The organism is Streptomyces sp. Root1304 (assembly GCF_001426405.1).
Classification (GTDB): domain Bacteria; phylum Actinomycetota; class Actinomycetes; order Streptomycetales; family Streptomycetaceae; genus Streptomyces.
On sequence record NZ_LMEP01000025.1, the window covers coordinates 448,061 to 471,205 of the forward strand.

20 protein-coding genes and 1 riboswitch are annotated in these 23,145 nt (G+C 72.3%); of the genes, 13 read left to right on the forward strand and 7 right to left on the reverse strand.

Features of this window, described 5'->3' with window-relative positions; translation table 11 throughout:
- Positions 1-131: 131 nt before the first annotated feature.
- The 7 genes from ASD33_RS28700 to ASD33_RS28730 all read left to right on the forward strand — a co-directional run bounded on the left by ASD33_RS28700 (position 132) and on the right by ASD33_RS28730 (position 6,557).
- Positions 132-1,544, forward strand: coding sequence for a transcription antitermination factor NusB (locus tag ASD33_RS28700; protein ID WP_056566812.1), 1,413 nt, complete (start codon positions 132-134; stop codon positions 1,542-1,544).
- 182 nt (positions 1,545-1,726) lie between these two features.
- Positions 1,727-2,410 carry a ribulose-phosphate 3-epimerase gene (rpe, locus tag ASD33_RS28705; RefSeq protein WP_056566816.1) on the forward strand — a complete coding sequence of 228 codons (684 nt, stop codon included), beginning with the start codon at positions 1,727-1,729 and terminating at the stop codon, positions 2,408-2,410.
- A 140-nt stretch (positions 2,411-2,550) separates the two neighbouring features.
- Positions 2,551-3,600, forward strand: coding sequence for a sugar-binding domain-containing protein (locus ASD33_RS28710; RefSeq protein WP_199863605.1), 1,050 nt, complete (start codon positions 2,551-2,553; stop codon positions 3,598-3,600).
- A gap of 62 nt (positions 3,601-3,662) precedes the next feature.
- Entirely contained in the window at positions 3,663-4,103 is a 441-nt protein-coding gene (locus ASD33_RS28715; protein ID WP_056566824.1) for a ribonuclease domain-containing protein, read from the forward strand.
- Positions 4,093-4,428, forward strand: a complete 336-nt coding sequence (locus ASD33_RS28720; RefSeq protein ID WP_056566827.1) for a barstar family protein — start codon at positions 4,093-4,095, stop codon at positions 4,426-4,428. The genes ASD33_RS28715 and ASD33_RS28720 overlap by 11 nt, the downstream gene beginning before the upstream one ends.
- Before the next feature lie 101 nt (positions 4,429-4,529).
- Positions 4,530-5,972 (forward strand): GuaB1 family IMP dehydrogenase-related protein, encoded by a 1,443-nt coding sequence (locus tag ASD33_RS28725; protein ID WP_199863606.1) that lies wholly within the window; start codon positions 4,530-4,532, stop codon positions 5,970-5,972.
- Between the two features lie 72 nt (positions 5,973-6,044).
- On the forward strand, positions 6,045-6,557 hold the full coding sequence (locus ASD33_RS28730; protein ID WP_079045074.1) for a GNAT family N-acetyltransferase: 513 nt from the start codon (positions 6,045-6,047) through the stop codon (positions 6,555-6,557).
- On the opposite strand, the gene ASD33_RS28735 is transcribed toward ASD33_RS28730, so the two are convergent.
- Positions 6,532-7,542 carry a GDSL-type esterase/lipase family protein gene (locus tag ASD33_RS28735; RefSeq protein ID WP_056566836.1) on the reverse strand — a complete coding sequence of 337 codons (1,011 nt, stop codon included), beginning with the start codon at positions 7,540-7,542 and terminating at the stop codon, positions 6,532-6,534. The genes ASD33_RS28730 and ASD33_RS28735 overlap by 26 nt on opposite strands.
- Before the next feature lie 356 nt (positions 7,543-7,898).
- On the opposite strand from ASD33_RS28735, the gene ASD33_RS28740 reads away from it, so the two are divergent.
- Both ASD33_RS28740 and ASD33_RS28745 read left to right on the forward strand, forming a co-directional pair.
- Entirely contained in the window at positions 7,899-9,389 is a 1,491-nt protein-coding gene (locus tag ASD33_RS28740) for an amino acid permease (protein ID WP_056566838.1), read from the forward strand.
- Positions 9,390-9,399: 10 nt separating this feature from the next.
- Positions 9,400-9,855 (forward strand): Lrp/AsnC family transcriptional regulator, encoded by a 456-nt coding sequence (locus ASD33_RS28745; protein ID WP_015032260.1) that lies wholly within the window; start codon positions 9,400-9,402, stop codon positions 9,853-9,855.
- Positions 9,856-9,936: 81 nt separating this feature from the next.
- Here ASD33_RS28745 and ASD33_RS28750 read toward each other — a convergent pair whose 3' ends face one another.
- Entirely contained in the window at positions 9,937-10,500 is a 564-nt protein-coding gene (locus tag ASD33_RS28750; protein ID WP_056566841.1) for a hypothetical protein, read from the reverse strand.
- A 285-nt stretch (positions 10,501-10,785) separates the two neighbouring features.
- Between ASD33_RS28750 and ASD33_RS28755 the strand changes: the two genes are divergently transcribed.
- Together ASD33_RS28755 and ASD33_RS28760 are read left to right on the forward strand one after the other, a co-directional pair.
- The gene (locus ASD33_RS28755; protein ID WP_056566845.1) at positions 10,786-11,592 is read left to right on the forward strand and encodes a carbon-nitrogen hydrolase family protein; all 807 of its coding nucleotides are present in this window, start codon (positions 10,786-10,788) and stop codon (positions 11,590-11,592) included.
- Positions 11,593-11,653: 61 nt separating this feature from the next.
- The gene (locus ASD33_RS28760; RefSeq protein ID WP_056566848.1) at positions 11,654-13,366 is read left to right on the forward strand and encodes an NAD(P)/FAD-dependent oxidoreductase; all 1,713 of its coding nucleotides are present in this window, start codon (positions 11,654-11,656) and stop codon (positions 13,364-13,366) included.
- 21 nt (positions 13,367-13,387) lie between these two features.
- On the opposite strand, the gene ASD33_RS28765 is transcribed toward ASD33_RS28760, so the two are convergent.
- From ASD33_RS28765 to ASD33_RS28775, 3 genes are all read right to left on the reverse strand, one after another.
- On the reverse strand, positions 13,388-14,125 hold the full coding sequence (locus tag ASD33_RS28765; RefSeq protein WP_242427180.1) for a DUF5995 family protein: 738 nt from the start codon (positions 14,123-14,125) through the stop codon (positions 13,388-13,390).
- 73 nt (positions 14,126-14,198) lie between these two features.
- Positions 14,199-15,599, reverse strand: a complete 1,401-nt coding sequence (locus ASD33_RS28770) for a solute carrier family 23 protein (protein ID WP_056566852.1) — start codon at positions 15,597-15,599, stop codon at positions 14,199-14,201.
- A 120-nt stretch (positions 15,600-15,719) separates the two neighbouring features.
- Complete coding sequence (locus ASD33_RS28775) at positions 15,720-16,934, reverse strand: MFS transporter (RefSeq protein ID WP_056566855.1); 1,215 nt, start codon at positions 16,932-16,934, stop codon at positions 15,720-15,722.
- Between the two features lie 114 nt (positions 16,935-17,048).
- Here ASD33_RS28775 and ASD33_RS28780 point away from each other — a divergent pair, with 114 nt between their 5' ends.
- Positions 17,049-18,173, forward strand: a complete 1,125-nt coding sequence (locus ASD33_RS28780; RefSeq protein ID WP_056566858.1) for an ROK family transcriptional regulator — start codon at positions 17,049-17,051, stop codon at positions 18,171-18,173.
- 76 nt (positions 18,174-18,249) lie between these two features.
- Here the strand turns inward: ASD33_RS28780 and ASD33_RS28785 are convergent, their stop codons facing one another.
- Both ASD33_RS28785 and ASD33_RS28790 read right to left on the reverse strand, forming a co-directional pair.
- On the reverse strand, positions 18,250-18,990 hold the full coding sequence (locus tag ASD33_RS28785) for an SDR family oxidoreductase (RefSeq protein ID WP_056566862.1): 741 nt from the start codon (positions 18,988-18,990) through the stop codon (positions 18,250-18,252).
- A gap of 153 nt (positions 18,991-19,143) precedes the next feature.
- Positions 19,144-21,522: a chitinase C-terminal domain-containing protein gene (locus ASD33_RS28790; RefSeq protein ID WP_056566865.1), complete on the reverse strand. Its 2,379-nt coding sequence runs from the start codon at positions 21,520-21,522 to the stop codon at positions 19,144-19,146.
- A gap of 242 nt (positions 21,523-21,764) precedes the next feature.
- Positions 21,765-21,895: riboswitch (FMN riboswitch) on the forward strand.
- 175 nt (positions 21,896-22,070) lie between these two features.
- Here ASD33_RS28790 and ribD point away from each other — a divergent pair.
- Positions 22,071-23,144 carry a bifunctional diaminohydroxyphosphoribosylaminopyrimidine deaminase/5-amino-6-(5-phosphoribosylamino)uracil reductase RibD gene (ribD, locus tag ASD33_RS28795; RefSeq protein ID WP_056566870.1) on the forward strand — a complete coding sequence of 358 codons (1,074 nt, stop codon included), beginning with the start codon at positions 22,071-22,073 and terminating at the stop codon, positions 23,142-23,144.
- Position 23,145 lies beyond the last annotated feature (1 nt).

Genomic DNA, 23,145 nt, shown 5'->3' on the forward strand with positions numbered 1-23,145 from the left:
GCCCGTCGTCACCCCCCGTCCGCCCCGCGACGCCCGGCCCTGGGAGGGCGGACGGGGCCGGGAGCGGGTGGGGGCGCGGCGGACGTAGGCTTGGGTGGTTCGGCCTCTTCATTTCGTCACGCGGAGCACCTTTGAGCGAGCAGGCACGTCGTCGTCCCCACAAGCCCTACCGGCGGCCCCAGAAGGACCCCGTCCGGATGCTCGCCTTCGAGGCGCTGAGGGCGGTGGACGAGCGGGACGCCTACGCGAACCTGGTGCTTCCGCCGCTGCTCAAGAAGGCCCGGGAGAAGCCCGACTTCGACGGGCGGGACGCGGCCCTCGCGACCGAGCTGGTCTACGGGACGCTGCGCCGCCAGGGCACGTACGACGCGATCATCTCCGCCTGCATCGACCGGCCGCTGCGCGAGGTCGACCCGCCCGTGCTCGACGTGCTCGCGCTCGGCGCGCACCAGCTCCTCGGGACCCGCATCCCCACCCACGCCGCCGTCTCCGCCAGCGTCGAGCTGGCCCGGGTGGTGCTCGGCGACGGGCGGGCCAAGTTCGTGAACGCCGTCCTGCGGAAGATCTCGGCGCAGGACCTCGACGCCTGGGTGGCGCAGGTCGCCCCGCCGTACGACAAGGACCCCGAGGACCACCTCGCCGTCGTCCACTCGCACCCCCGCTGGGTCGTCTCGGCGCTCTGGGACTCCCTCGGCGGCGGCCGCGCCGGCATCGAGGACCTTCTGGAGGCCGACAACGAGCGCCCCGAGGTCACCCTCGTCGCCCGTCCCGGCCGGTCCACCACCGACGAACTCGCCGAGGCCACCGAGACCCTGCCGGGCCGCTGGTCGCCGTACGCCGTCCGGATGGCCGAGGGCGGCGAGCCCGGTGCCATCGAGGCCGTGAAGGACGGCCGGGCCGGTGTCCAGGACGAGGGCAGCCAGCTCGTCGCCCTCGCCCTCGCCAACGCGCCGCTCGACGGCCCCGACACCCGCTGGCTCGACGGCTGCGCGGGTCCCGGCGGCAAGGCCGCGCTGCTCGCGGCCCTCGCCGCCGAGCGCGGCGCCGCCCTCCTCGCCTCCGAGAAGCAGCCGCACCGCGCACGCCTGGTCGAGCGCGCCCTCGCGGGCAACCCCGGCCCGTACCAGGTGATCGCCGCCGACGGCACCCGCCCGCCGTGGCGCCCCGGCTCCTTCGACCGGGTCCTGATGGACGTGCCCTGCTCGGGCCTCGGCGCCCTGCGCCGCCGCCCCGAGGCCCGCTGGCGCCGTCGCCCCGAGGACCTGGACGGCTTCGCGCCGCTCCAGCGCGCCCTGCTGACGGAGGCGCTGAGCGCGGTGCGCGTCGGCGGCATCGTGGGGTACGCGACCTGCTCGCCGCACCTGGCCGAGACCCGGGTGGTCGTGGACGACGTCCTGAAGAAGGTCGGCGGCGCCGAGCTGATCGACGCCCGTCCGCTGCTGCCGGGCGTCCCCGCGATCGGCGAGGGACCGGACGTCCAGCTGTGGCCGCATCTGCACGGTACGGACGCCATGTACCTGGCGCTGATCCGCCGGACCGCCTGAGTCCGGACGGCTCCCGGCGGCGTCCGAGAGGGCCCGCCGGCGTCCGCCCCTTCGATCACGTGACCGCAATCTCCCGGTCCGTCCAGGTCCCGGACTCGTCGGTTCGTACCGAAATTGGTCTGGACCGAATGCGAAACCGCTCAGCGGCAAAGAAGTACCCAAGAACGTGGGAGGCTTGGCACATGGCGCAGATCAACCCCAGCATCCTGTCCGCGGACTTCGCCCGGCTCGCCGAGGAGGCGAAGGCCGTCGACGGTGCCGACTGGCTGCACGTCGACGTGATGGACAACCACTTCGTGCCCAACCTGACCCTGGGCGTGCCGATCGTGGAGTCGCTCGCCCGGGCGACGGACACCCCCCTCGACTGCCATCTGATGATCGAGGACCCCGACCGCTGGGCGCCGCAGTACGTCGAGGCGGGCGCCGGATCGGTCACCTTCCACGTCGAGGCGGCGGCCGCGCCCGTCCGGCTCGCGCGGGAGATCCGGGCCAAGGGCGCGCGGGCCTCGATGGCCCTCAAGCCGGCCACCCCCATCGAGCCGTACGAGGACCTGCTCCCCGAGCTCGACATGCTGCTGATCATGACCGTCGAGCCCGGCTTCGGCGGCCAGGCCTTCCTCGACATCATGCTCCCCAAGATCCGCCGGACCCGTGAGCTGATCTCCAAGCACGGTCTTGAGCTCTGGCTCCAGGTCGACGGCGGGGTCGCCGAGTCCACGATCGAGCGGTGCGCGGAGGCCGGTGCCGACGTCTTCGTCGCGGGCTCCGCGGTCTACGGCGCGGCCGACCCGGCCGCCGCCGTCGCCTCGCTGCGGGCCCGCGCGGAGGCCGCCACGGCGTCCGCCCCGTGGGCGTGTGGCCACTGAGCCTCCGGCGGATGAACGCGGTCGGTCGGGCCGCCGACAGGACTGATCAAGGCCCGCCGGATCTGACAGGATGAACGGCGAGTCCAGAGTGTGAACGACACCGGTACGAGACACCGGTACGTGAACAGCGACAGCGGTACGTGAACAGCAGTGAGGAGATCGCGGTGGCGGGTATGTCGGCGGGACGGTCAGCCCTGCGGATGGGCCCCGCGGAGCTGGTGCAGGCGGCGGCCATGGCCCGCCGCTTCTACCTGGAGGGCAAGTCCAAGATCCAGATCGCCGAGGAGTTCGGCGTGAGCCGCTTCAAGGTGGCCCGGGTCCTGGAGACCGCCCTGGAGCGCGATCTCGTACGCATCGAGATCCGGGTGCCGGCCGAGCTGGACGCCGAGCGCTCCGACGCGCTCCGCGCCCGCTACGGGCTCCGCCACGCCGTCGTCGTGGAGTCCCCGGCGGAGGGCGAGGACGAGTCGCCCGACCCGGAGAACCTCGGCGAGGTCGCGGCCGACCTGCTCGGCGAGCTGGTGACCGAGGGAGACGTGCTGGGCCTGGCCTGGGGCCGCTCCACCATCCACATGGCGGCCGCCCTCGACCGGCTGCCCCCGTGCACGGTCGTCCAGCTCACCGGGGTGTACGACGCCGGCACCGCCGAGCGCGGCTCCGTCGAGGCGGTCCGCCGCGCGGCCCAGGTCTCCGGCGGCGAGGCCCACCCGATCTACGCGCCCATGCTGCTGCCCGACCCGGCGACGGCGGCCGCGCTGCGCAGCCAGACCGGCATCGCGCGGGCCTTCGAGTACTTCGACAAGGTGACCGTCGCCTGCGTCTCCATCGGCTCCTGGGAGCCGGGCATCTCCACCGTCCACGACATGCTCTCGGACGAGGAGCGCGCCCACTACGCCTCGCTCGGCGTCGCCGCCGAGATGTCCGCGCACCTCTTCGACTCCGAGGGGCGCCGGGTCGGCCGTGACCTGGGCGAACGCTGCATCACCGTCGAGGCGGACCGGCTGCGCCGCATCCCCGAGGTCGTGGCCATCGCCGGCGGGCAGCGCAAGGCGGCGGCGATCGGCGCGGTGCTCCGCTCCGGCCTCGTCACCAGCCTGGTGACCGACCGCGCCGCCGCGGACTACCTGCTCACCGAGTCCAGCCCGGGCACCCACCCGGCGCTCGACCGGACGGACCCGGACGGCAGCTGAACGCCGCCGTCGACCGACGCGATCGAGGGGCCGGAGCCATCCCGTAACGGTATGTTCGGGACATGTTGCTCCGGCCCCTGCGCGTGCTCCTCGCGCTCGTCCTCTCCGTCTTCCTGGCCGGGTTCCTCGCCGGCTGTTCCACGGCGGGAGGCGACCCCCAGCCGGGATCCACGCACGGAGCCACCCGTTCCGCCGCCGCGCCCACCGGCACCTCCGGACTGCCCACCGTCCGCGCCGCCGACCTGCCGCCCGAGGCGCGGAAGACCCTCGGCCTGATCGCGCGCGGCGGGCCCTTCCCGTACGCCAAGGACGGCACCGTCTTCTCGAACTTCGAGCGGGTGCTGCCGCGCAAGGAGCGCGGCTACTACCACGAGTACACCGTGAAGACCCCCGGCGAGCGCGACCGGGGAGCCCGCCGCATCGTCACCGGGCGCGGCGGCGAGACCTACTGGACCGACGACCACTACGAGACCTTCCGGGAGGTGGTCGCGGATGGCCATTGACGACTCCGTCGTCCTCGATCTGAGCGGCGTCACCGACAAGGCCGCCCTCATGGACCGGTGCGCCGCCGCGCTCGCCCTGCCCTCCTGGTTCGGCCGCAACTGGGACGCCCTCGCCGACTGCCTCACCGATCTGCCCGAGCCGGTCGCCCTCGTGGTCACCGGCTGGCAGGAGTACGCCAGGGCACGCCCGCAGGAGTGGCGGACGGCCACGGACGTCTTCGCCACAGCGGTCGACGAGCGCCCCACCAGGCTTGCCGTCCTCCTCTCCCTCGGAGGATCTTCGGAGGATCCGACGAAGCACCTGTCGCGAGCCTCGGAGGATTAGCCCGGGGCTGGTATTCGTACACACGTGGGACAATGAACTACGTGCTTTTTCCCCTGGCTGAAATGCCTAGGGGCCGATCCGAACGACTGGGATGTCAGCACGTGCGTTTCCTCAATGACGTCAAGCCGCCCTACGACCTGACGTACGACGATGTGTTCATGGTGCCGAGCCGCTCGGCCGTCGGTTCCCGCCAGGCGGTGGACCTCTCCTCCCCGGACGGGACCGGGACCACGATCCCGCTGGTCGTGGCCAACATGACCGCCGTCGCCGGCCGCCGCATGGCCGAGACCGTCGCCCGTCGCGGCGGAATGGTCGTCATTCCGCAGGACATCCCGATCGAGGTCGTCACCGACGTCGTCGCCTGGGTCAAGAGCCGCCACCACGTGCTCGACACCCCGATCGTCCTGGAGCCGCACCAGACCGTCGCCGACGCGCTCTCCCTGCTGCCGAAGCGCGCCCACGACGCCGGCGTCGTCGTCGACGAGAACCGGCGCCCGATCGGTGTCGTCACCGATGCCGACCTCTCCGGTGTGGACCGCTTCACGCAGCTCTCCGAGGTCATGTCCAAGGACCTGCTGCTCCTGGACGCGGACATCGACCCGCGCGAGGCGTTCAACACCCTCGACGCCGCCAACCGCCGCTACGCCCCCGCGGTCGACGCCGACGGCAAGCTGGCCGGCATCCTCACCCGCAAGGGCGCGCTGCGCGCGACCCTCTACAGCCCCGCCGTCGACGCGAAGGGCCGGCTGCGCATCGCGGCCGCCGTCGGCATCAACGGCGACGTCGCGGGCAAGGCCAAGCAGCTGCTCGACGCGGGCGTGGACACGCTCGTGATCGACACCGCGCACGGCCACCAGGAGTCGATGATCAGCGCGATCCGGACCGTGCGGGCGCTCGACCCGCAGGTCCCGATCGTCGCGGGCAACATCGTCGCCGCCGAGGGCGTCAAGGACCTCATCGAGGCGGGCGCCGACATCATCAAGGTCGGCGTCGGCCCCGGCGCCATGTGCACCACCCGCATGATGACCGGCGTCGGCCGCCCGCAGTTCTCGGCCGTCCTGGAGTGCGCCGCCGAGGCGAAGAAGTACGGCAAGCACGTCTGGGCCGACGGCGGAGTCCGTCACCCGCGCGACGTCGCCATGGCGCTGGCCGCCGGTGCCTCGAACGTGATGATCGGTTCCTGGTTCGCCGGTACGTACGAGTCCCCGGGCGACCTCCAGCAGGACGCCAAGGGCCGTGCGTACAAGGAGTCCTTCGGCATGGCCTCGGCCCGCGCCGTCCGGAACCGCACGAGCGACGAGTCCTCCTACGACCGCGCCCGCAAGGCGCTGTTCGAGGAGGGCATCTCCACCTCGCGCATGTTCCTCGACCCGGCCCGTCCGGGTGTCGAGGACCTGATCGACTCGATCATCGCGGGCGTCCGCTCCTCCTGCACCTACGCCGGTGCCGGCTCGCTCGCCGAGTTCGAGGAGAAGTCCGTGGTGGGCATCCAGTCCGCCGCCGGCTACGCCGAGGGCAAGCCGCTGCACGCCAGCTGGAGCTAGTTCTTTCGCGTCCGCCGTGGGCCCCCGGGAAATCCTTCCCGGGGGCCCACGGCGTTCCCGTACGGTCGGCCCATGGACCATGTGGAGATCCGCCCCTGCCGCGCCGAGGACCTCGCCCTGATCGATCTCCACCTGCCCACCCCGGGAGCTCCCGCCCGTCACGCGGAGCGCTTCGCCCGCCAGGAGGCCGGGCACGGCACGTACCTGATCGCCTGGCGGGGCGGGACCCCGGTCGGCAACGGACAGGTCCGCTGGGACGGCTGTGCCGCGCCGGAGGTGCGGGCCGTGGTGGGCGGCTGCCCCGAGTTCAACGGCCTGGACGTCGCCGAGGAGCTGCGCGGGCGGGGCATCGGTACGGCCCTGGTGCGCGCCGCCGAGGCGCTGGCGCGGGAGCGCGGCAGGGCGGCGCTGGGGCTGGGAGTGGGGCACGACAACCCGCGGGCGGCGGCCCTGTACGCGCGGCTCGGCTACGAGCCCGTCGTGACGTACACCGACCGGTGGAGCCGGACGGACGCGGAGGGCCGCACGTTCGCGTACGCCGACCCGTGCACCTTCCTCGTCAGGTCCCTGCTGCCGGCCGGCTGACGGGCACGTACGGCCGCAGCGCCTCCGCCACCGCCGACGCGATCCGGGCGTGCCCCTGGTCGTCCGGGTGCAGCCCGTCCGCGAGGTGCTCGGGGCCCAGCAGCGGCCGTCCGGGGAGGACGTGGAGGCGCCCGTCGCCCCCGGCGGCCAGGTCCCGGCCCGCACGCTCCATCGCCCCGCGCAGGTCCGTCAGGGTCGCGCCGAGGGCGTTGCGGGTGTGCTCCGCCTCCGGGCGCAGGACGGGCGAGACGATCAGCAGGGGCGTGTCCGGGTGGCCCCGGCGGACCAGACCGACGAAGGCCCGGACGGTGGCGTAGAGCCAGTCCGCCGTCGCGGGCACCGCGGACCAGCAGTTGGTGCCGAAGGCGAGCGTGATGACCTCGCCGGGGAGCCGCGCCAGCTGCTCGGCGAGCGGGAGTTCGCCGCGCGCCCCGCCCGCGTACCCGAGGTTGACCGGGTCGAGGCCCAGCAGCCGCCCCGCCGTCGCCGGCCAGGAGTGGGCGGGCCGGGTCGACCACCAGCCCTCGGTGATCGAGTCGCCGTGGACGAGCCAGCGGGGCCGGGCCGGGGCGGGGGAGAGCGCGCCGCCGAGGGCCCGCAGCGCGAGCGGGACGGGCGCCTGGCCCTCCGGGAGGTGGACGGCGAAGACACCGCCGCCCGGGGGCAGCGGAAGCGTGACGGTGGCCTCGGCGGCGGGGGCGGCGCAGGTCTCGCCGACGAGCCGCGTACCGCTCCAGAGGGCGAAGCAGTGGCGCAACCCGGCCAGCGGGTCGCCGGGGCCGGGAAGGTCCGCCCGGTAGCGCAGCAGCACCGCGCGCGTGCCGGGGGCCGCCGTGAACTCGATCCGCACGCCGATGGGCAGCGCGGCGCGCGCGGCGATGTCCCGGGGGAGCCGCTCCAGATCGGCGGGGTCGGCGCGCACGGGGCGGTCCCCGTGCAGCCAGGCCGTGCCGCGCAGGAAGGGTGCGGGGTCGATCCAGCCCACCCGGGCCTCCGATCGTGGGGTCGTCCCCTCGGGCGTCGGGGGCTCGCAGCCTGGGTCATGGGACACGAGGAGTCAATGCGCGCGCGTGGACCGGTTCACACCCCCAATGTGTGGATTCATGCGGGGGAGCGCAATGTTTCCCCGTCTGTGCGGCAAGCGCGCAATGATCATTCGGTACTGCGCAACAACCCTGCATTACGAGTGCGAACCCCTGCCCCTTAGGCTCGTGCCCCGTACCAGGAGTGGCGGTGACCGCCTGCTCGGCGGTTCCCCCTTCCCACGTGGGCTGACTTGTCATGCCCGCGTACCGCCGCGGTCCCCGCTCCGCCTTCAGGCAGCGATAAGGAGCCTCCGCAGTGCTGGATCACGGCGCAGCCCCACCGGTCGACGACACGGCCGTCCGCACGACCTCCCCCCTCAGCGCACTCACCCGGCGCAAGCCGGTGGAACGGCTGGTCACCGAGGGTGGGCAGGGCGAAGGCGGCAACCTCCGTCGCTCTCTCTCCATGTGGCAGCTGACCATGATCAGCATCGGTGCCACGCTCGGCACCGGGATCTTCGTGGTCCTCGGCGACGCCGTCCCCAAGGCCGGCCCCGCGGTCACCATCGCCTTCGTCATCGCGGGCCTCACGGCTCTCTTCTCCGCCCTCTCGTACGCCGAACTGGCCGGCTCCATACCGGTCGCGGGCTCCTCCTACTCGTATGCGTACGCAACGATGGGCGAACTCGTCGCCTGGGTCTGCGGCTGGTGTCTGGTCCTGGAGTACGGCGTCTCCGTCGCCGCCGTGGCCGTCGGCTGGGGCGAGTACCTCAACGAACTGCTCGACGGGACCATCGGCGTCACCATCCCCGACGTGCTGTCGTCGGCGCCCGGCGAGGGCGGGGTCATCAACCTGCCCGGCCTGATCGTCGTGATGCTCGCCATGGTGTTCCTGCTCGGCGGCGCCCGCGAGTCCGCCGTCGTCAACACGATCATGGTCGCGGTGAAGATCGTCACCCTGGTGATCTTCTGCGCGATCGGCTTCATGGGCTTCAAGTCCGGCAACTACAAGGACTTCATGCCGCTCGGCATGACCGGCGTCGGCGCCGCGAGCGCCACCCTGTTCTTCTCCTACATCGGTTTCGACGCCGCCTCCACGGCCGGCGAGGAGGCGAAGAACCCCAAGCGCGACCTGCCCCGCGCGATCATGCTCTCGCTGCTCATCGTCACCGTCCTCTACGTCCTGGTCGCCGCCGTCGCGGTCGGGGCGTGGGACTGGAAGGCGTTCGAGGGCTCCGAGGCCACCCTCGCGGCGATCATGAACGACGTCACCGGACAGACCTTCTGGGGCACGATGCTCGCCGCCGGCGCGGTCATCTCCATCGCCAGCGTCGTCCTCACCGTCCTCTACGGCCAGACCCGGGTGCTCTTCGCGATGTCCCGCGACGGCCTCGTGCCCAAGGTCTTCGGCAGGGTCAGCCGCAAGACGGGCACCCCGCGCGTGAACACCGTCATCGTGTCGCTCTTCTGCGGCCTGCTCGCCTCGCTCATCCCGCTGGGCAAGCTCGTCGACGCCACCAGCATCGGCACCCTCTTCGCCTTCGGCCTGGTGAACATCGCCGTGGTCGTGCTCCGCTACACCCGCCCGGACCTCCCGCGCACCTTCAAGGTGGCGCTCGGACCGGTCTTCCCGGTCCTCGGCTTCCTCTTCTGCGCCTACAACATGTTCAGCCTCGACGCCGTCACCTGGGTGGTCTTCGGTTGCTGGATGGCCGCCGGGCTCGTGTTCTACTTCCTGTACGGAATGCGCCGCTCCCGACTGGCGACCGCGGCGACCGCGGAACCAGCGGCATCGACAGAGAAGTGATCCACCCGTAGTGCGACTCAACGACCTCGACGAACGCATCGTCCACGCCCTCGCGGAGGACGCCCGCCGCAGCTACGCCGACATCGGCTCGCTCGTCGGACTCTCCGCGCCCGCCGTGAAACGGCGCGTGGACCGGCTCCGGGCCGAGGGCGCCATCACCGGATTCACCGTACGGGTGGACCCGGCGGCGCTCGGCTGGGAGACCGAGGGCTTCGTCGAGATCTACTGCCGCCACAACACCTCGCCGGACGACATCCGGCGGGGTCTTGAGCGGTACCCCGAGGTGGTGTCCGCGTCGACCGTCACCGGTGACGCGGACGCCGTCGTCCAGGTCTTCGCCTCGGACATGCGCCACTTCGAACGCGTGCTGGAGCGGATCGCGGGCGAGCCGTTCGTGGAGCGCACCAAGTCCGTCCTGGTGCTCTCGCCGCTGCTGCGGCGCTTCTCCTCGGGCTCGCCCGCGTAACACCCGCGGATGCGGCCGGCCGGGGCGGTGCGGGCCGTGGTTCCCGCACCGCCCTTCGCCCGCCCACCCCCGTGGGGCGGCCTACTCGGTCGGGTACTCCGGCTTCCACGGCAGCACGTGGAAGTCACCCGTGCCGGCCCGCACCTTCTCGAAGGGCGCGGAGCTGAGGCACGGCGGAACCTCCAGGTTCGTGTCCCGCCCGATCCAGCTGTAGCCCAGGCGGTCCCGCTTGCCGTCGTCGTGCACCGAGATCCCGACCCGCTTGTTCCGGAAGGCGTCCACGTCGGTCTCGGTGACGACGCCCGTCACCACCGCCACCTTGCCCCCGGTGGTGAGGCAGTCGACCTTCGCCACCGCGTAGCCGCCCTTCCCGTCCTTGTAGTGGCTGAACCGGAAGGTGCCGGTCGCGGCCTGCGGATCCTTGGTGTCCTTCGCCGCCAGATGCGCGTCGAAGCTGAACGTGATGTCGTCCCCGGCTGGCCGGTACAGCTTGGCGGTGCCGGTCAGGGCGGCGGCCTCCGAGACCGCCGCCGGGGCCGCGGCGGGGGCGGGAGCGCCGTCCGCCGCGGCGGCGGCGATCCCCCCGGCCCCCAGGGGCAGCAGGACGGCGGCGGCGACGGCGACGGTCTTCGTGCGGCGGTTCATCGTGGTCCCTTTCGGCAGGTCGTCCGGCAGGTCTTCCGGACGAGGACCACTCTTCCGCGCGGTTCCCGCGCAGTCGTCGAGCCTCAGAACGGTTCCGCCTCCGCCGCGCGGCGGGGGAGCTCTACGCCCCCGGGCGGAGCCCCGCGCAACGAATCGCCGCCACCCCCGCCGATCGCGCAACGGTTCGACTGTCGGTCCGCAACGCTGCCTCCTTGTCCCGAAGGAGTGCGAAACCGTACCGTTTTTGACGTCTTCCCCCTCCGCTCCGACCTCCGAGGACCGCCCATGCCCGCGCTGCGCACCGCCCTGCTCCAGAGCTCCGGTGAGCTCGGTGACGTGGCCGCCAACCTCAAGGTCCTCGACGAGGCCGCCGCCCGCGCCGCCGCCGCCGGAGCGGGCCTGCTGCTCGCCCCCGAGCTCTTCCTCACCGGGTACGCGATCGGCGACGACATGGCGCGCCTGGCCGAGCCGGCCGACGGCCCCTCCGCCCGCGCCGCCGCCGCCATCGCCGTACGCCACGGGCTCGCGATCGGCTACGGCTACCCGGAGCGGAACACCGAGCGGCACGGGGTCATCCACAACTCCGCCCGGCTCATCGGCGCCGACGGCGTCCCGCTGGCGAACTACCGCAAGACCCATCTCTTCGGAGACTTCGAGGCGAAGTGGTTCACCCCCGGTGACCAGGCGGTCGTCCAGGCGGAGATCGGGGGACTCACCGTCGGCGTAATGGTCTGCTACGACGTCGAGTTCCCCGAGAACGTCCGGGCCCACGCGCTGGCCGGCACGGAACTCCTCCTCGTGCCGACCGCGCTCATGCACCCCGCCGAGATCGTGCCGCTGTCCGTGGTGCCGGTCCGCGCCTTCGAGAACCAGCTCTACATCGCGTACGCCAACCGCACCGGCCCCGAGGGCGGCTTCGAGTTCGTCGGCCTCTCCGCCCTGGCCGGACCCGACGGAACCGCCCGCGCCCGCGCCGGACGCGGCGAGGAACTCGTCGTCGGCGACGTCGACCCGGCTCTCCTCGCGGCCTCCCGCGCGGAGAACCCCTACCTCCGCGACCGGCGGCCCGGCCTCTACGGCCCCCTCGTCTGAGCCGCCCCCGCGCCTTCCCGACCTGCCTCTCTCTTTTTTGCGTGCAAGGAGTCCGTACCCCATGACGTCCACGGTGCCCACGACCGCCGTCCCCCACAGCGACGGCCAGCCGCCGATCACCATGTTCGGGCCGGACTTCCCGTACGCCTACGACGACTTCCTGGCCCACCCGGCCGGACTCGGCCAGATACCGGCCACCGAGCACGGCACCGAGGTCGCCGTCATCGGCGGCGGGCTCTCCGGCATCATCGCCGCGTACGAGCTGATGAAGATGGGCCTCAAGCCCGTCGTCTACGAGGCCGACCAGATCGGCGGCCGGCTGCGCACCGTCGGCTTCGAGGGCACCGGCACCGAGGGCCTCACCGCCGAGATGGGCGCCATGCGCTTCCCGCCCTCGTCGACCGCGCTCCAGCACTACATCGACCTGGTCGGCCTGGAGACCACGCCGTTCCCGAACCCGCTGGCCGAGTCGACCCCGTCGACCGTCGTCGACCTCAAGGGCGAGTCGCACTACGCCACCACCGTCGACGACCTCCCGCAGGTCTACCGCGACGTGATGAACGCGTGGAACGCCTGTCTGGACGAGGGTGCCGACTTCTCCGACATGAACCAGGCCATGCGCGAGCGCGACGTCCCGCGCATCCGCGAGATCTGGGCGAAGCTCGTCGAGAAGCTCGACAACCAGACCTTCTACGGCTTCCTCTGCGAGTCCGAGTCCTTCAAGTCCTTCCGGCACCGCGAGATCTTCGGCCAGGTCGGCTTCGGCACCGGCGGCTGGGACACCGACTTCCCCAACTCCATCCTGGAGATCCTCCGCGTCGTCTACACCGAGGCCGACGACCACCACCGCGGCATCGTCGGCGGCTCGCAGCAGCTGCCGCTGCGCCTGTGGGAGCGCGAGCCGGAGAAGATCGTCCACTGGGCGCAGGGCACCTCGCTCAGCTCCCTCCACGAGGGCGCCCCGAGGCCGGCCGTGACCCGGCTCAACCGGACCGCGGGCAACCGGATCACCGTCACGGACGCCTCCGGCGACATCCGCACCTTCCCGGCGGCGATCTTCACCGCGCAGTCCTGGATGCTGCTCTCCAAGATCGCCTGTGACGACTCGCTCTTCCCGATCGACCACTGGACGGCGATCGAGCGGACCCACTACATGGAGTCGTCGAAGCTCTTCGTGCCCGTGGACCGGCCGTTCTGGCTGGACAAGGCCGTCGACGACAAGGGGAACCCGACCGGCCGCGACGTCATGTCGATGACACTGACCGACCGCATGACCCGCGGCACCTACCTGCTGGACGACGGCCCGGACAAGCCCGCCACGATCTGCCTCTCGTACACCTGGTGCGACGACAGCCTGAAGTGGCTGCCGCTGTCCGCGAACGAGCGGATGGAGGTCATGCTGAAGTCGCTCGGCGAGATCTACCCCAAGGTCGACATCCGGAAGCACATCATCGGCAACCCGGTGACGGTCTCCTGGGAGAACGAGCCCTACTTCATGGGCGCCTTCAAGGCGAACCTGCCGGGTCACTACCGCTACCAGCGCCGCCTGTTCACCCACTTCATGCAGGACCGGCTGCCCGAGGACAAGCGGGGCATCTTCCTCGCGGGCGACGACATCTCCTGGACGGCCGGCTGGGCCGAGGGCGCGGTGCAGACGGCGCTCAACGCGGTCTGGGGCGTGATGCACCACTTCGGCGGCGGCACCGACGCCACCAACCCGGGTCCGGGCGACGTGTACGACGAGATCGCCCCGGTCGAGCTGCCCGAGGACTGATTCCCGGGACGGACCGACAGGTCAGGGCCTGGTCAGGGGTGTGAGCAGCATCCGCCCCACCAGGCCCACCGACCGGTCGAGGCGCTCCGTGAACTCCCCGGCCAGTTCGGGGAGCCCGCGCAGCTGCCACAGCGAGCGCGCCGCGAGCCAGGCCCCGTCCCTGGCCCGGTCCAGGCTCCAGCAGCCGAGCAGATGGGTGAGCGGGTCCGCGATCTCCAGGAGGTCCGGGCCCGGCATCAGTTCCTCCCGGATGCGCTCCTCCAGGAGGACCAGGATGTCGCCGACCCGGTCGAACTCGTCCTCCAGGTCGGCGGGCGCGCATTCCAGGTCGTGGCAGGCGTCGACGACGGCGAGCGCCAGATCGTGGCCGATGTGGGCGTTGATCCCGGCGAGCGCGAACTGCAGCGGGCGTACGCCGGGGTGGCGCCGGTAGTGGAAGAGGGGCCGCCAGCAGGCGGGGGCGGGGCCGCCGCCCGTGACGGCGTCGACCGCCGAGAGGTAGCGCTGGGCGAACCGTACGTCGAGGGTGGTGGCGGCCCGCCGGTCGGCGAAGCCGCCCGCCTCGATGGCGTGGCCGATCTCCTCGGTCACGGTCAGATAGACCCGGTTGAAGACGGCGACCCCGTCGGCCGGATGCCAGGCGGAGCGCAGCGCCCGCAGCCGGTCCACGACGGGGTCGACCGCCAGGAACGGCCCGAGCTGCTGCCCGATCCGCTCGTTCCCCGCGAGCCGCTGTCCGATCTGCTGGGTCTGCGCCATGGGGGCAGGCTCCCAGCAGCCGGGCCGCCGGGGGAACGATCCGGGCCGGGCTTCCCCAGAACGGGCGAATCACTCAGTTCTTCGGCGACGGCTCCTCGCCGGACGTGCTCTCGTACGAGCTGGTGCCGGAGTCGAGCAGCGGCTCCTGCTGCTTGAGGTGGGCCGGGGCGAAGGCCCGCAGCACGTGGTAGCCGGTGATGACGACGATCGTGCCGAGCGCGATGCCGCCCAGTTCGAAGCTGTCGGTGAAGGTCAGCTTCACGCCGCCGACGCCGATGATGATGCCCGCGGCGGCCGGGACGAGGTTGAGCGGGTTGCGCAGGTCGACCTTGGCGTTGATCCAGATCTGGGCGCCGAGCAGGCCGATCATGCCGTAGAGGATCACGGTGATGCCGCCGAGGACCCCGCCGGGGATGGCGGCGACGATCGCGCCGAACTTCGGGCAGAGACCGAAGAGCAGGGCGAAGCCGGCGGCGGCCCAGTAGGCGGCCGTCGAGTAGACCCGGGTGGCGGCCATGACGCCGATGTTCTCGGAGTACGTGGTGTTCGGCGGGCCACCGACGGCCGTGGACAGCATCGAGGCGGCGCCGTCGGCGGCGATGGCGGTGCCGAGCTGGTCGTCCAGGTTGTCGCCGGTCATCTCGCCGACGGCCTTCACGTGTCCGGCGTTCTCGGCGATCAGGGCGATGACGACGGGCAGCGCGACCAGGATCGCGGACCACTCGAAGCTGGGGCCGTGGAAGGACGGCAGACCGATCCAGTCGGCCTTGGCCACACCGGAGAGGTCGAGCCGCCAGTGGTCGGTGACCTGGCCGCCGGGGGACATCGAGTGGATCCGGCCGAAGACGAGGTCGAAGACCCAGGAGATGCCGTAGCCGAAGACCAGGCCGAGGAAGATCGCGATCCGCGACCAGAAGCCGCGCAGACAGACGACGGCGAGGCCGGTGAACAGCATCACGAGAAGGGCCGTCCACTGGTCCTGCGGCCAGTACGTCGACGCGGTGACCGGGGCCAGGTTGAAGCCGATCAGCATGACCACGGCGCCGGTCACCACCGGCGGCATCGCCGCGTGGATGATCCGCGCGCCGAACTTCCGTACCGCGAGACCGGCGAGGAAGAGCACCGCGCCGACGACGAGGACCGCGCCGGTCACGGTGGCGCTGGTGCCGCCGGAGGCGCGGATCGCGGCGGCGACGCCGACGAAGGAGAGCGAGCAGCCCAGGTAGGAGGGGACGGTGCCGCGGGTCGCGAGGAGGAAGATGGCGGTCGCGACGCCCGACATCATGATCGCCAGGTTCGGGTCCAGGCCCATGAGGACCGGCGCGACGAAGGACGCCCCGAACATCGCGACCACGTGCTGGGCGCCGAGGCCGACCGTACGGGGCCAGGAGAGCCGTTCGTCCGGGCGGACGACGGCTCCGGGAGCGGGTGTCTTCCCGTCGCCGTGCAAGGTCCAGCGCACGCCGAGGTTCATGAGGTCGCTCCCGTTCTCCGGTTCCGGCGGCCGTGTCGCGACCGCAAAAGATCAGCCACATGGTATGTGCCGCCGGAGGCCGGGGAGACGCGGCCGGTCCACGGCCGCCTCCCCGTCGGTCTACGCGACCGGGCCCGAGGCCTTCTCGGGGGCGGGCGTCGTCGGCGCGCTCTCCCGCCCGCCGGACCTGAGTACCCCCGCGAAGAGCACCAGCCCCAGGGTGAGCAGCGTGACCAGGCCGAACGAGAGGACCAGGGAGGTCGCGTCGGCGATGCCGCCGATCGCCGAGGGGGCGATGAGCCCCGAGGTGTACGTGATGGTGGCGACGCCCGCGATGGCCTGGCTGGGGTTCGGGCCGCTGCGTCCGGCCGCGGCGAAGGCGAGCGGGACGACGACCGCCACCCCGAGCCCGATCAGGCCGAATCCGGCCATCGCGACGGCCGCGTGCGGGGCGAGCACGACCATGACCCCGCCGAGGGTGGCGACGGCGCCCCCGACCCGGACGGTACGGACCGCGCCGAAGCGGTCCACCACCCGGTCGCCGGCCAGCCGCGCCACGGCCATCGTGAGCGCGAAGGCGGTCGTGGAGGCGGCCGCCACACCGGCCGAGCCGCCCAGCTCGTCCCGGAGGTAGACGGCCGACCAGTCGAGGCTGGCGCCCTCGGCGAAGACCGCGCAGAAGCCGACCGCGCCGATGATCAGCGCGGACTTCGGCGGCAGCGAGAAGCGCGGCGGCGGCTCCTCGTCCGGGGTGCTGTGGATGTCGAGCACGCCCCGGCAGAAGAACAGTCCCAGCGCGGTGAGGACCAGGGCGGCGATCAGATGGTGGAGCCGGGCGTCCCCGCCGAGGTGGGCGGCGACCGTGCCGGCCGCGGACCCGATGAGGGCGCCCGCGCTCCACATGCCGTGCAGGCTGGACATGATGGACCGGCCGAGCCGGTTCTCGGTCTCGACCCCGAGCGCGTTCATGGCGACGTCGGACATGCCGGCGGTGGCGCCGTACACGAAGAGCGCGCCGCACAGGCCCCAGACGTTCGGGGCGAGCGAGGGCAGGGTCAGCGCGAGCGTCCACAGGGTGAGCAGTCCGCGCAGCGCCGTGCGGGCGCCGAAGCGGTGGGAGACGGCCCCGGCGAGCGGCATCGCCACGGAGGCGCCTAGCGCGGGGAAGGCGAGCGCCAGCCCGAGCTGTCCGGCGCTCACGCCCGCGTGCTCCTGGATCCAGGGGATGCGGGTGGCGAAGCTGCCGGTGACCGCGCCGTGGACGCAGAAGACGGCGGCGACGGCGAAGCGCGCCCGCCGCAGGCGTTCGGTGCTGGTGACGGTCTCCGCCGCCATGGGCCCTCCCCGGGTCGTGGTCGTGGTGTGGCGCGTAAACTATCAGGAACCCTGCCTGATAAATAGCCTCTAGGATCGGAGCCCCTGCCGGGACGCTTCTGAGAGGATCGCCGCATGGCCGCATCCCCGAGCACCGCACGAGCCATCAACGACCGGTTCGCCCTGCGACTGCTCCAGGACGAGGGCCCGTTGACGGCCACTCAGCTCAAGACCCTCACCGGACTCTCCCGTCCCACCGTCGCCGATCTCGTCGAACGGCTCCAGGGCTCCGGGCTCGTCCACGTCGTCGGGGAGTCCGGAGCCGAGCGGCGCGGCCCCAACGCCAAGCTGTACGGGCTCGTCGCCGACCGCGCGCACCTCGCCGCCCTCGACGTCCGTACCCGCTCGGTCTCCGTCGTCGTCGCCGACCTGCTCGGCACCACCCTCGCCGAGGCCTCCGTCCCCGTCGGGGACGGCAGCGGCACCGGCGCCGCCGTCGAGAAGGCGGTCACCCTCCTGGAGCGGACCGTCAAGGAGGCCGGCGCCGACCGGCTCCACAGCGTCGCCGTCGGTGCCCCCGGCCTCATCGACCCGGCCACCGGCGAACTGCGCGACTCCTCGGGGCTGCCCGCCTGGCACCGGCGCCTCGTCGGGGTCCTCCAGGAGCGGCTCCCCGCCCACGTGCTCGTCGAGAACGAGACCAACCTCGCCGCCGTCGCCGAACTGCGCGAGGGCGCGGCCCGCGACCGCGAGGACTTCGTCCTGCTCTGGCTCGGCCAGGGCGTCGGCGCCGCCGTCGTCCTCGACGGGCGGCTCCGCCGGGGCGCCTCGGGCGGCGCGGGCGAGATCGGCTTCCTGCCGGTCCCCGGCACCTCCGGGCTGCCCTCGGCCACCGGCTGCGACGGCGGCTTCCACGAGCTGGCCTGCGCGGCCGCCGTCCACGCGCTCGCCGCCGCGCACGGCCTCGACCCGGCCGGGGCGCTCGCCTCGGGCCACGGCCCCTTCCTCGACGCCCTCGCCCACCGCCTCGCCGTCGGCACGGCCGCGGTCGTCTCGGTCCTGGACCCCGGCTGCGTGGTCCTCGGCGGCGAGACCGGCCACCGGGGCGGCGCCGAACTCGCGGCCCGCGTCGAGTCGGCCCTCGCGCGCCTGTCGCCGCTCCGTACGCGGGTCCGCGCGACGGGACTGGGAGACGCGGCGGTGCTGCGCGGCGCGCTGCTGCGGGCCAGGGACGCGGCGCAGGACGCGCTGTTCCCGTAGGACCGGGGCCGTTCCTGCCGGGGCGGGACCCCGGGCGCGTCCAGGCACCGAACCGCCCCGCGAGGAACTCGCGCGTCTAGGAACCGAACCGCCCCTCGAGGAACTCCTCGAACGTCACCCGGCCCACCGCCCGCTCCGGTGCCAGGTGCCCGCCCTGCCGCAGGCCCCGGTAGGTCCTGCCCGGCAGCGGGAGTTCCACCAGGCGGCGCCGGCGGCCGGTCGCCCGCAGGTAGGCGGCCGCCAGCTCGGGGAAGGTGAGGATCTCCGGGCCGCCCATGTCCTCCACCCGGCCGGCCGGAGGCCCCGCCGCCAGCTCGGCGAGGCGCGCGGCCGCCTCCGTCACCTCCAGCGGCTGGTCCCGGACGTCCTTGGGCAGCAGCATGACGGGCGGCTTGGCGAGACCCTGGAGCAGCCGCAGGATCAGGTCGTGGAACTGGGTGGCGCGCAGCAGCGTCCAGCCGAGGCCCGAGCCCTGGATCATGCGCTCCACCGCGTATTTCGTCCGGTAATAGCCGAGCGGCACCCGGTCGACGCCGACGATCGAGATGTAGAGCAGGTGCGGCACTCCGGCCCGCCGCGCGGCCTCGATCAGCTTGCGGGCGGCCTCCTTGTCGCCGCGCAGGATGTTGCTGCAGTGGACGACCGCGTCCGCCCCGTCGACCGCCCGGTCCAGCAGCGGTCCGCCCTGTCGCAGGTCGACCGCGTACGGCGGTGAGTGCCGGCTGAGGACCCGCACCTCGTGGCCGTCCGCGCGGAGCAGCTCGCAGACGGGCCGACCGAGGGTGCCGGTGCCGCCGGCCACCAGGATCGTGCCCATGTCTCCAGCCTGACCGCCCGGCGGCGGGAACGCGACCGCGCCGCGCCCCGGACAGGGAAGCGCGGCGCGGTGGGGGCCCGGCGGCGGCAAGGGCCGTGAGTGTCCGCCGCCGGGGGTCTCATCGGGGGCGCGTCAGCGTGTCCCCGCGGTCGCTCAGCAGGTGCCGAGGTCCTTCCAGACGCCCCAGTCGCCGGTCGTGCCCGGCTCCTCGTTCTGCGTCCACCACTGGGCCTTCCACTTGTGGCCCTTGTGGGAGACCTCGTTGCCCGCGTTGTAGACCGAGCCGGCCACGTACGCCGGGGCGGTGCAGCCCGTGGGCGGCGTCGTCGGAGGCGTGGTCGGGGGAGTCGTCGGCGGGGTCGTGGGCGGGGTGGTCGGGGGCGTGGTCGGCGGGGTCGTCGGCGGCGTCGTGGAGCCCGGCTCCACCACCGTCGTACCGCGCGCCAGGTCACCGGCGAGGGCGTACGTCGTGCCGTTGATGTTCACCGTCCAGTTGGAGGGGGTGGACACCGGCAGGTAGTAGTTGAACGCCAGGTCGACCGTCGCGCCCGGGGCCAGCGACTGCCAGGCCGGGAGCTTCAGGGAGACGCGGTGGAAGTCGCCCTTCAGGCCGCCCACGTTGGAGCCCGTGTGGTCGCTGCTGATCACCTTCGTGCCGAAGCCCGACTGGTCGGAGGCGTTCGCCGGGGCCGAGGTCCCGTAGTCGAACTGGAACTCCGTGCCGCCCGGCAGCGCCGTCGCCGTGTTGTTGGTGATCTTGATCTTCGGGGTGATCGGGTAGTTCGAGTCGCCCAGCTTGAACTCGGTGAACTGGGTGTCGATCTTCACGGCCTGGGTCGGCAGCGCCTTGTTCGACTTCTTCGCGCCGTACGGGGTGGCCGCCTTGAACTTGTCGTACATCAGCGAGGTGAGCGTCGAGCCCATCTCGTACTGGCCCTTGGTGGCGTTCCAGGCGTAGTCGCCGGCCATCTCCCAGACCATCGTGCCGCCGATGCCCTTGTTCACCACGTAGTCGGCCTTGGCGGCCACCGACTGCTCGTCCTCGGTGGAGAGGAAGACCTTCGTCTGGGCGTTCCACAGCCACGGCGCGACCAGGGTCGAGTCGTACTTGCGGGCGTAGGTGCCGGTCAGCGTGGTGTTCGCCGGGAAGCCGTACTGCGTGACGTAGTCGCCGACGATCCCCTTCTCGAGGTTCTTGGCGTGCCACATCGGGTTGGACCCGGCGGGCGACTCGACACCGTTGGTGTCCTTGTCGTGCCAGAGGTTGTCGATGCCGGTGGCGCCGTCACCGCACTTGGTCAGACCGGCCCCGGCCGGGCAGGTGGTCGCGGAGGCCTTGCCCCACAGACCGTCGGTGCCGCCCTGCACGTTCTTGTGGCCGCGGGTGTAGTACGGCAGGCCGATGTTGATGCGGCCGGCCGGCATCGAGCCGCGGAAGTAGTGGTACGCCCAGTCGGTGTTGAGGTATCCGAGGGAGCCGTACTGCGAGGAGCCGTAGACGTTGGCCGCGGCGAGCTCGCCGTCCTTGCCGTCGTCGAAGAGGGAGGCGTTGGGACCGACGTACTCGTTCCAGGCGCCGTGCAGGTCGTAGGACATGATGTTGACGTAGTCCAGATACTTCTGCATCTGGAAGGTCTCCATGCCCCGCAGCAGGTAGCCGGAGGAGGGGGCGGCGACGGTCAGCAGGTAGTGCTTGCCGTCGGCGGCGCCCGCCACGTCCAGCTTCTCGCGCAGGGACTTCATGAGGGCGGCGTAGCCCTGGACGAGTCCGGCGCGGCGCGCGTTGGCGAGCTGCCAGTCGAGCGGGTTCCCGGCGTCCTTCATGGTCGTCGGGTACTCGTAGTCGATGTCGACGCCGTTGAAGCCGTACTTGCGGATGAAGTCGACGGACGACGCGGCGAAGGTGTCGATCCCGGCCTGGTTGACCGAACCGTCGGCGTTGGTGGCCATCGAGTAGAAGCCGCCGGAGTTCACCCGGTCACCGTTGTCCGCGAAGTAGCCGCCGGTCTCGGCCCAGCCGCCGACGGAGATCAGCGTCTTCACGTTCGGGTGCTGCTTCTTGAACTTGTTGAGCAGGTTGAAGTGGCCCTTGTAGGCGTACGCCGGGTCCATCTCGGCGCCCGCGACACCGGGCCAGGTCATCCCGGTGGCGGCGTTGTTCGGGCCGTCCGTGCCGACGGAGAGCTTGTTGTCGGAGCCGATGTGACCGAAGGCGTAGTTGATGTGGGTGATCTTCTCCCACGGGATGTCCTTGGCCAGGTACGCGGGCTGGCCGTTCTTGCCGTCGCGCCAGCCGGTGAAGTAGCCGATGACCCGGCGCTGGTGGTCCGCGCCCATCTTCTCGCGGCCCTCGGTGTCGTAGACCGAGCAGTAGGGGACGTCGACGCCGGGCGTCTTGTAGAGCCCGTCGGGGCGACAGGACTCGTTGTCGGCCGCGTACGAGACGCCGCCGGCGAGCGAGCTGAGGAGCAGTCCGGCGACGGCCGCGCCGGACGCGAGCAGCGAGGCTCTTTTCGTGGTGGGGGACAACACGATCGGGTCCTCCTGGGGAGGTCGTAATACACAACGAACAAGGGGGTGGGTCGTGTTGGGCCCGAGGAGTGCGCACCCCGCCGGACCGTTCCTCGGAGGTGACACGGAGATTAAGAGGACTAGACCAGTGCGTCAATAGGTCTGGACCAGAGAAGAGTTCTGTGCGAGCCTGTGAGCCAGACCACAGGATCTCGGTCACGTCGCCCCCCGCGGGCCGTGGCACACTGGCCCTGTATCAGCAGCAGCGCACTCCGGGGTCGGTGTAATTCCGAACCGGCGGTATAGTCCGCGACCCGTCCGCAAGCCAGCGGCCGGTTGACCAGGTGAGATTCCTGGACCGACGGTGAAAGTCCGGATGGGAGGCAGTGCGCGGCGGGCGAACCCCGACAGGGGTGTGCCGGCCGTACGTCCGCTGGTCCGCCGCATCGACATCGATTTCGGCGTACCCGGAGGACGCGGCCCCGGCGCACCCTGCGCGAGGCGTCTTCCCGCTCTCTGTCGTCATCGACAGGCCCCGGAGTCCGTGCCCGAAGAGGCAGGAGGACCCGGTGGCCCAGCAGGCCGACATCACCGCCATGCGACGCGCCGTCGCACTCGCCGCACGCGGTCTCGGCGCCACCAGCCCCAACCCGGTCGTCGGATGCGTCGTCACCGACGCCTCGGGCCACCAGGTCGGCGAAGGCTTCCACCAGCGCGCCGGCGGCCCGCACGCCGAGGTCCACGCCCTGCGCGAGGCAGGCGTCCTCGCCCGCGGCGGCACCGCCTACGTCACCCTCGAACCCTGCAACCACACCGGCCGCACCGGCCCCTGCGCCCAGGCCCTGACCGAGGCCGGGATCAGCCGGGTCGTGTACGCCGTCGGCGACCCGAACCCGCAGGCCACCGGCGGCGCCGACACTCTGCGCGCGGCCGGCGTCACGGTCGAGCAGGGCCTCCTCGCGGACGAGGCCGAAGCGGTCAACATCGCCTGGCTCACCTCCGTACGCCAGGGCCGCCCCTTCGTCCGCTGGAAGTACGCCGCCACCCTCGACGGCCGGATCGCCGCCGCCGACGGCACCTCCCGCTGGATCACCTCCGCCGAGTCCCGCGCCGACGTCCACCGGCTGCGCGCCGAGGCCGACGCCGTCGTGGTCGGCTCCGGCACCGCCCGCACCGACGACCCCCACCTGGCCGTACGCGGCATCGAGGGGGCCGTCCAGCCGCTCCGGGTCGTCGTCGACACCGAGGCCACCGCCGTGAAGCCCGGCGCCCGGGTCCTGGACGACGCCGCGCCCACCCTGATCGCGGTCGCCGAGGACGCCGGGACCACGCTCACCGACGTCGTACGCCTCCCCAGGGCCGAGCGCGGCCTCTCCGTACCCGCCCTCCTGGACGCCCTCCACGCGCGCGGCGTCCGCTCCGTCCTCCTCGAAGGCGGCCCCACCCTCGCGGGCGCCTTCGTCGCCGCGGGCGCCGTCGACCAGGTCGTCGGCTACCTCGCCCCCGTCCTCCTCGGCGCGGGCCCCGCCGCCCTCGCCGACGCGGGAATCAGCACCATCACCCACGCGTTGCGGCTCGACATCACCGAGACCACCCGCGTCGGAACCGACCTCCGCATCACCGCCACCCTCAAGGGAGCCTGAC

Excerpts from the sequence above, each read along its gene's own strand:
- rpe (WP_056566816.1), top strand. The coding sequence starts at position 1,727 with ATGGCGCAGATCAACCCCAGCATCCTGTCCGCGGACTTCGCCCGGCTC.
- ASD33_RS28715 (WP_056566824.1), top strand. The coding sequence starts at position 3,663 with ATGTTGCTCCGGCCCCTGCGCGTGCTCCTCGCGCTCGTCCTCTCCGTC.
- ASD33_RS28720 (WP_056566827.1), top strand. The coding sequence starts at position 4,093 with ATGGCCATTGACGACTCCGTCGTCCTCGATCTGAGCGGCGTCACCGAC.
- ASD33_RS28730 (WP_079045074.1), top strand. The coding sequence starts at position 6,045 with ATGGACCATGTGGAGATCCGCCCCTGCCGCGCCGAGGACCTCGCCCTG.
- ASD33_RS28750 (WP_056566841.1), bottom strand. The coding sequence starts at position 10,500 with ATGAACCGCCGCACGAAGACCGTCGCCGTCGCCGCCGCCGTCCTGCTG.
- ASD33_RS28755 (WP_056566845.1), top strand. The coding sequence starts at position 10,786 with ATGCCCGCGCTGCGCACCGCCCTGCTCCAGAGCTCCGGTGAGCTCGGT.
- ASD33_RS28760 (WP_056566848.1), top strand. The coding sequence starts at position 11,654 with ATGACGTCCACGGTGCCCACGACCGCCGTCCCCCACAGCGACGGCCAG.
- ASD33_RS28765 (WP_242427180.1), bottom strand. The coding sequence starts at position 14,125 with ATGGCGCAGACCCAGCAGATCGGACAGCGGCTCGCGGGGAACGAGCGG.
- ASD33_RS28770 (WP_056566852.1), bottom strand. The coding sequence starts at position 15,599 with ATGAACCTCGGCGTGCGCTGGACCTTGCACGGCGACGGGAAGACACCC.
- ASD33_RS28775 (WP_056566855.1), bottom strand. The coding sequence starts at position 16,934 with ATGGCGGCGGAGACCGTCACCAGCACCGAACGCCTGCGGCGGGCGCGC.
- ASD33_RS28780 (WP_056566858.1), top strand. The coding sequence starts at position 17,049 with ATGGCCGCATCCCCGAGCACCGCACGAGCCATCAACGACCGGTTCGCC.
- ASD33_RS28785 (WP_056566862.1), bottom strand. The coding sequence starts at position 18,990 with ATGGGCACGATCCTGGTGGCCGGCGGCACCGGCACCCTCGGTCGGCCC.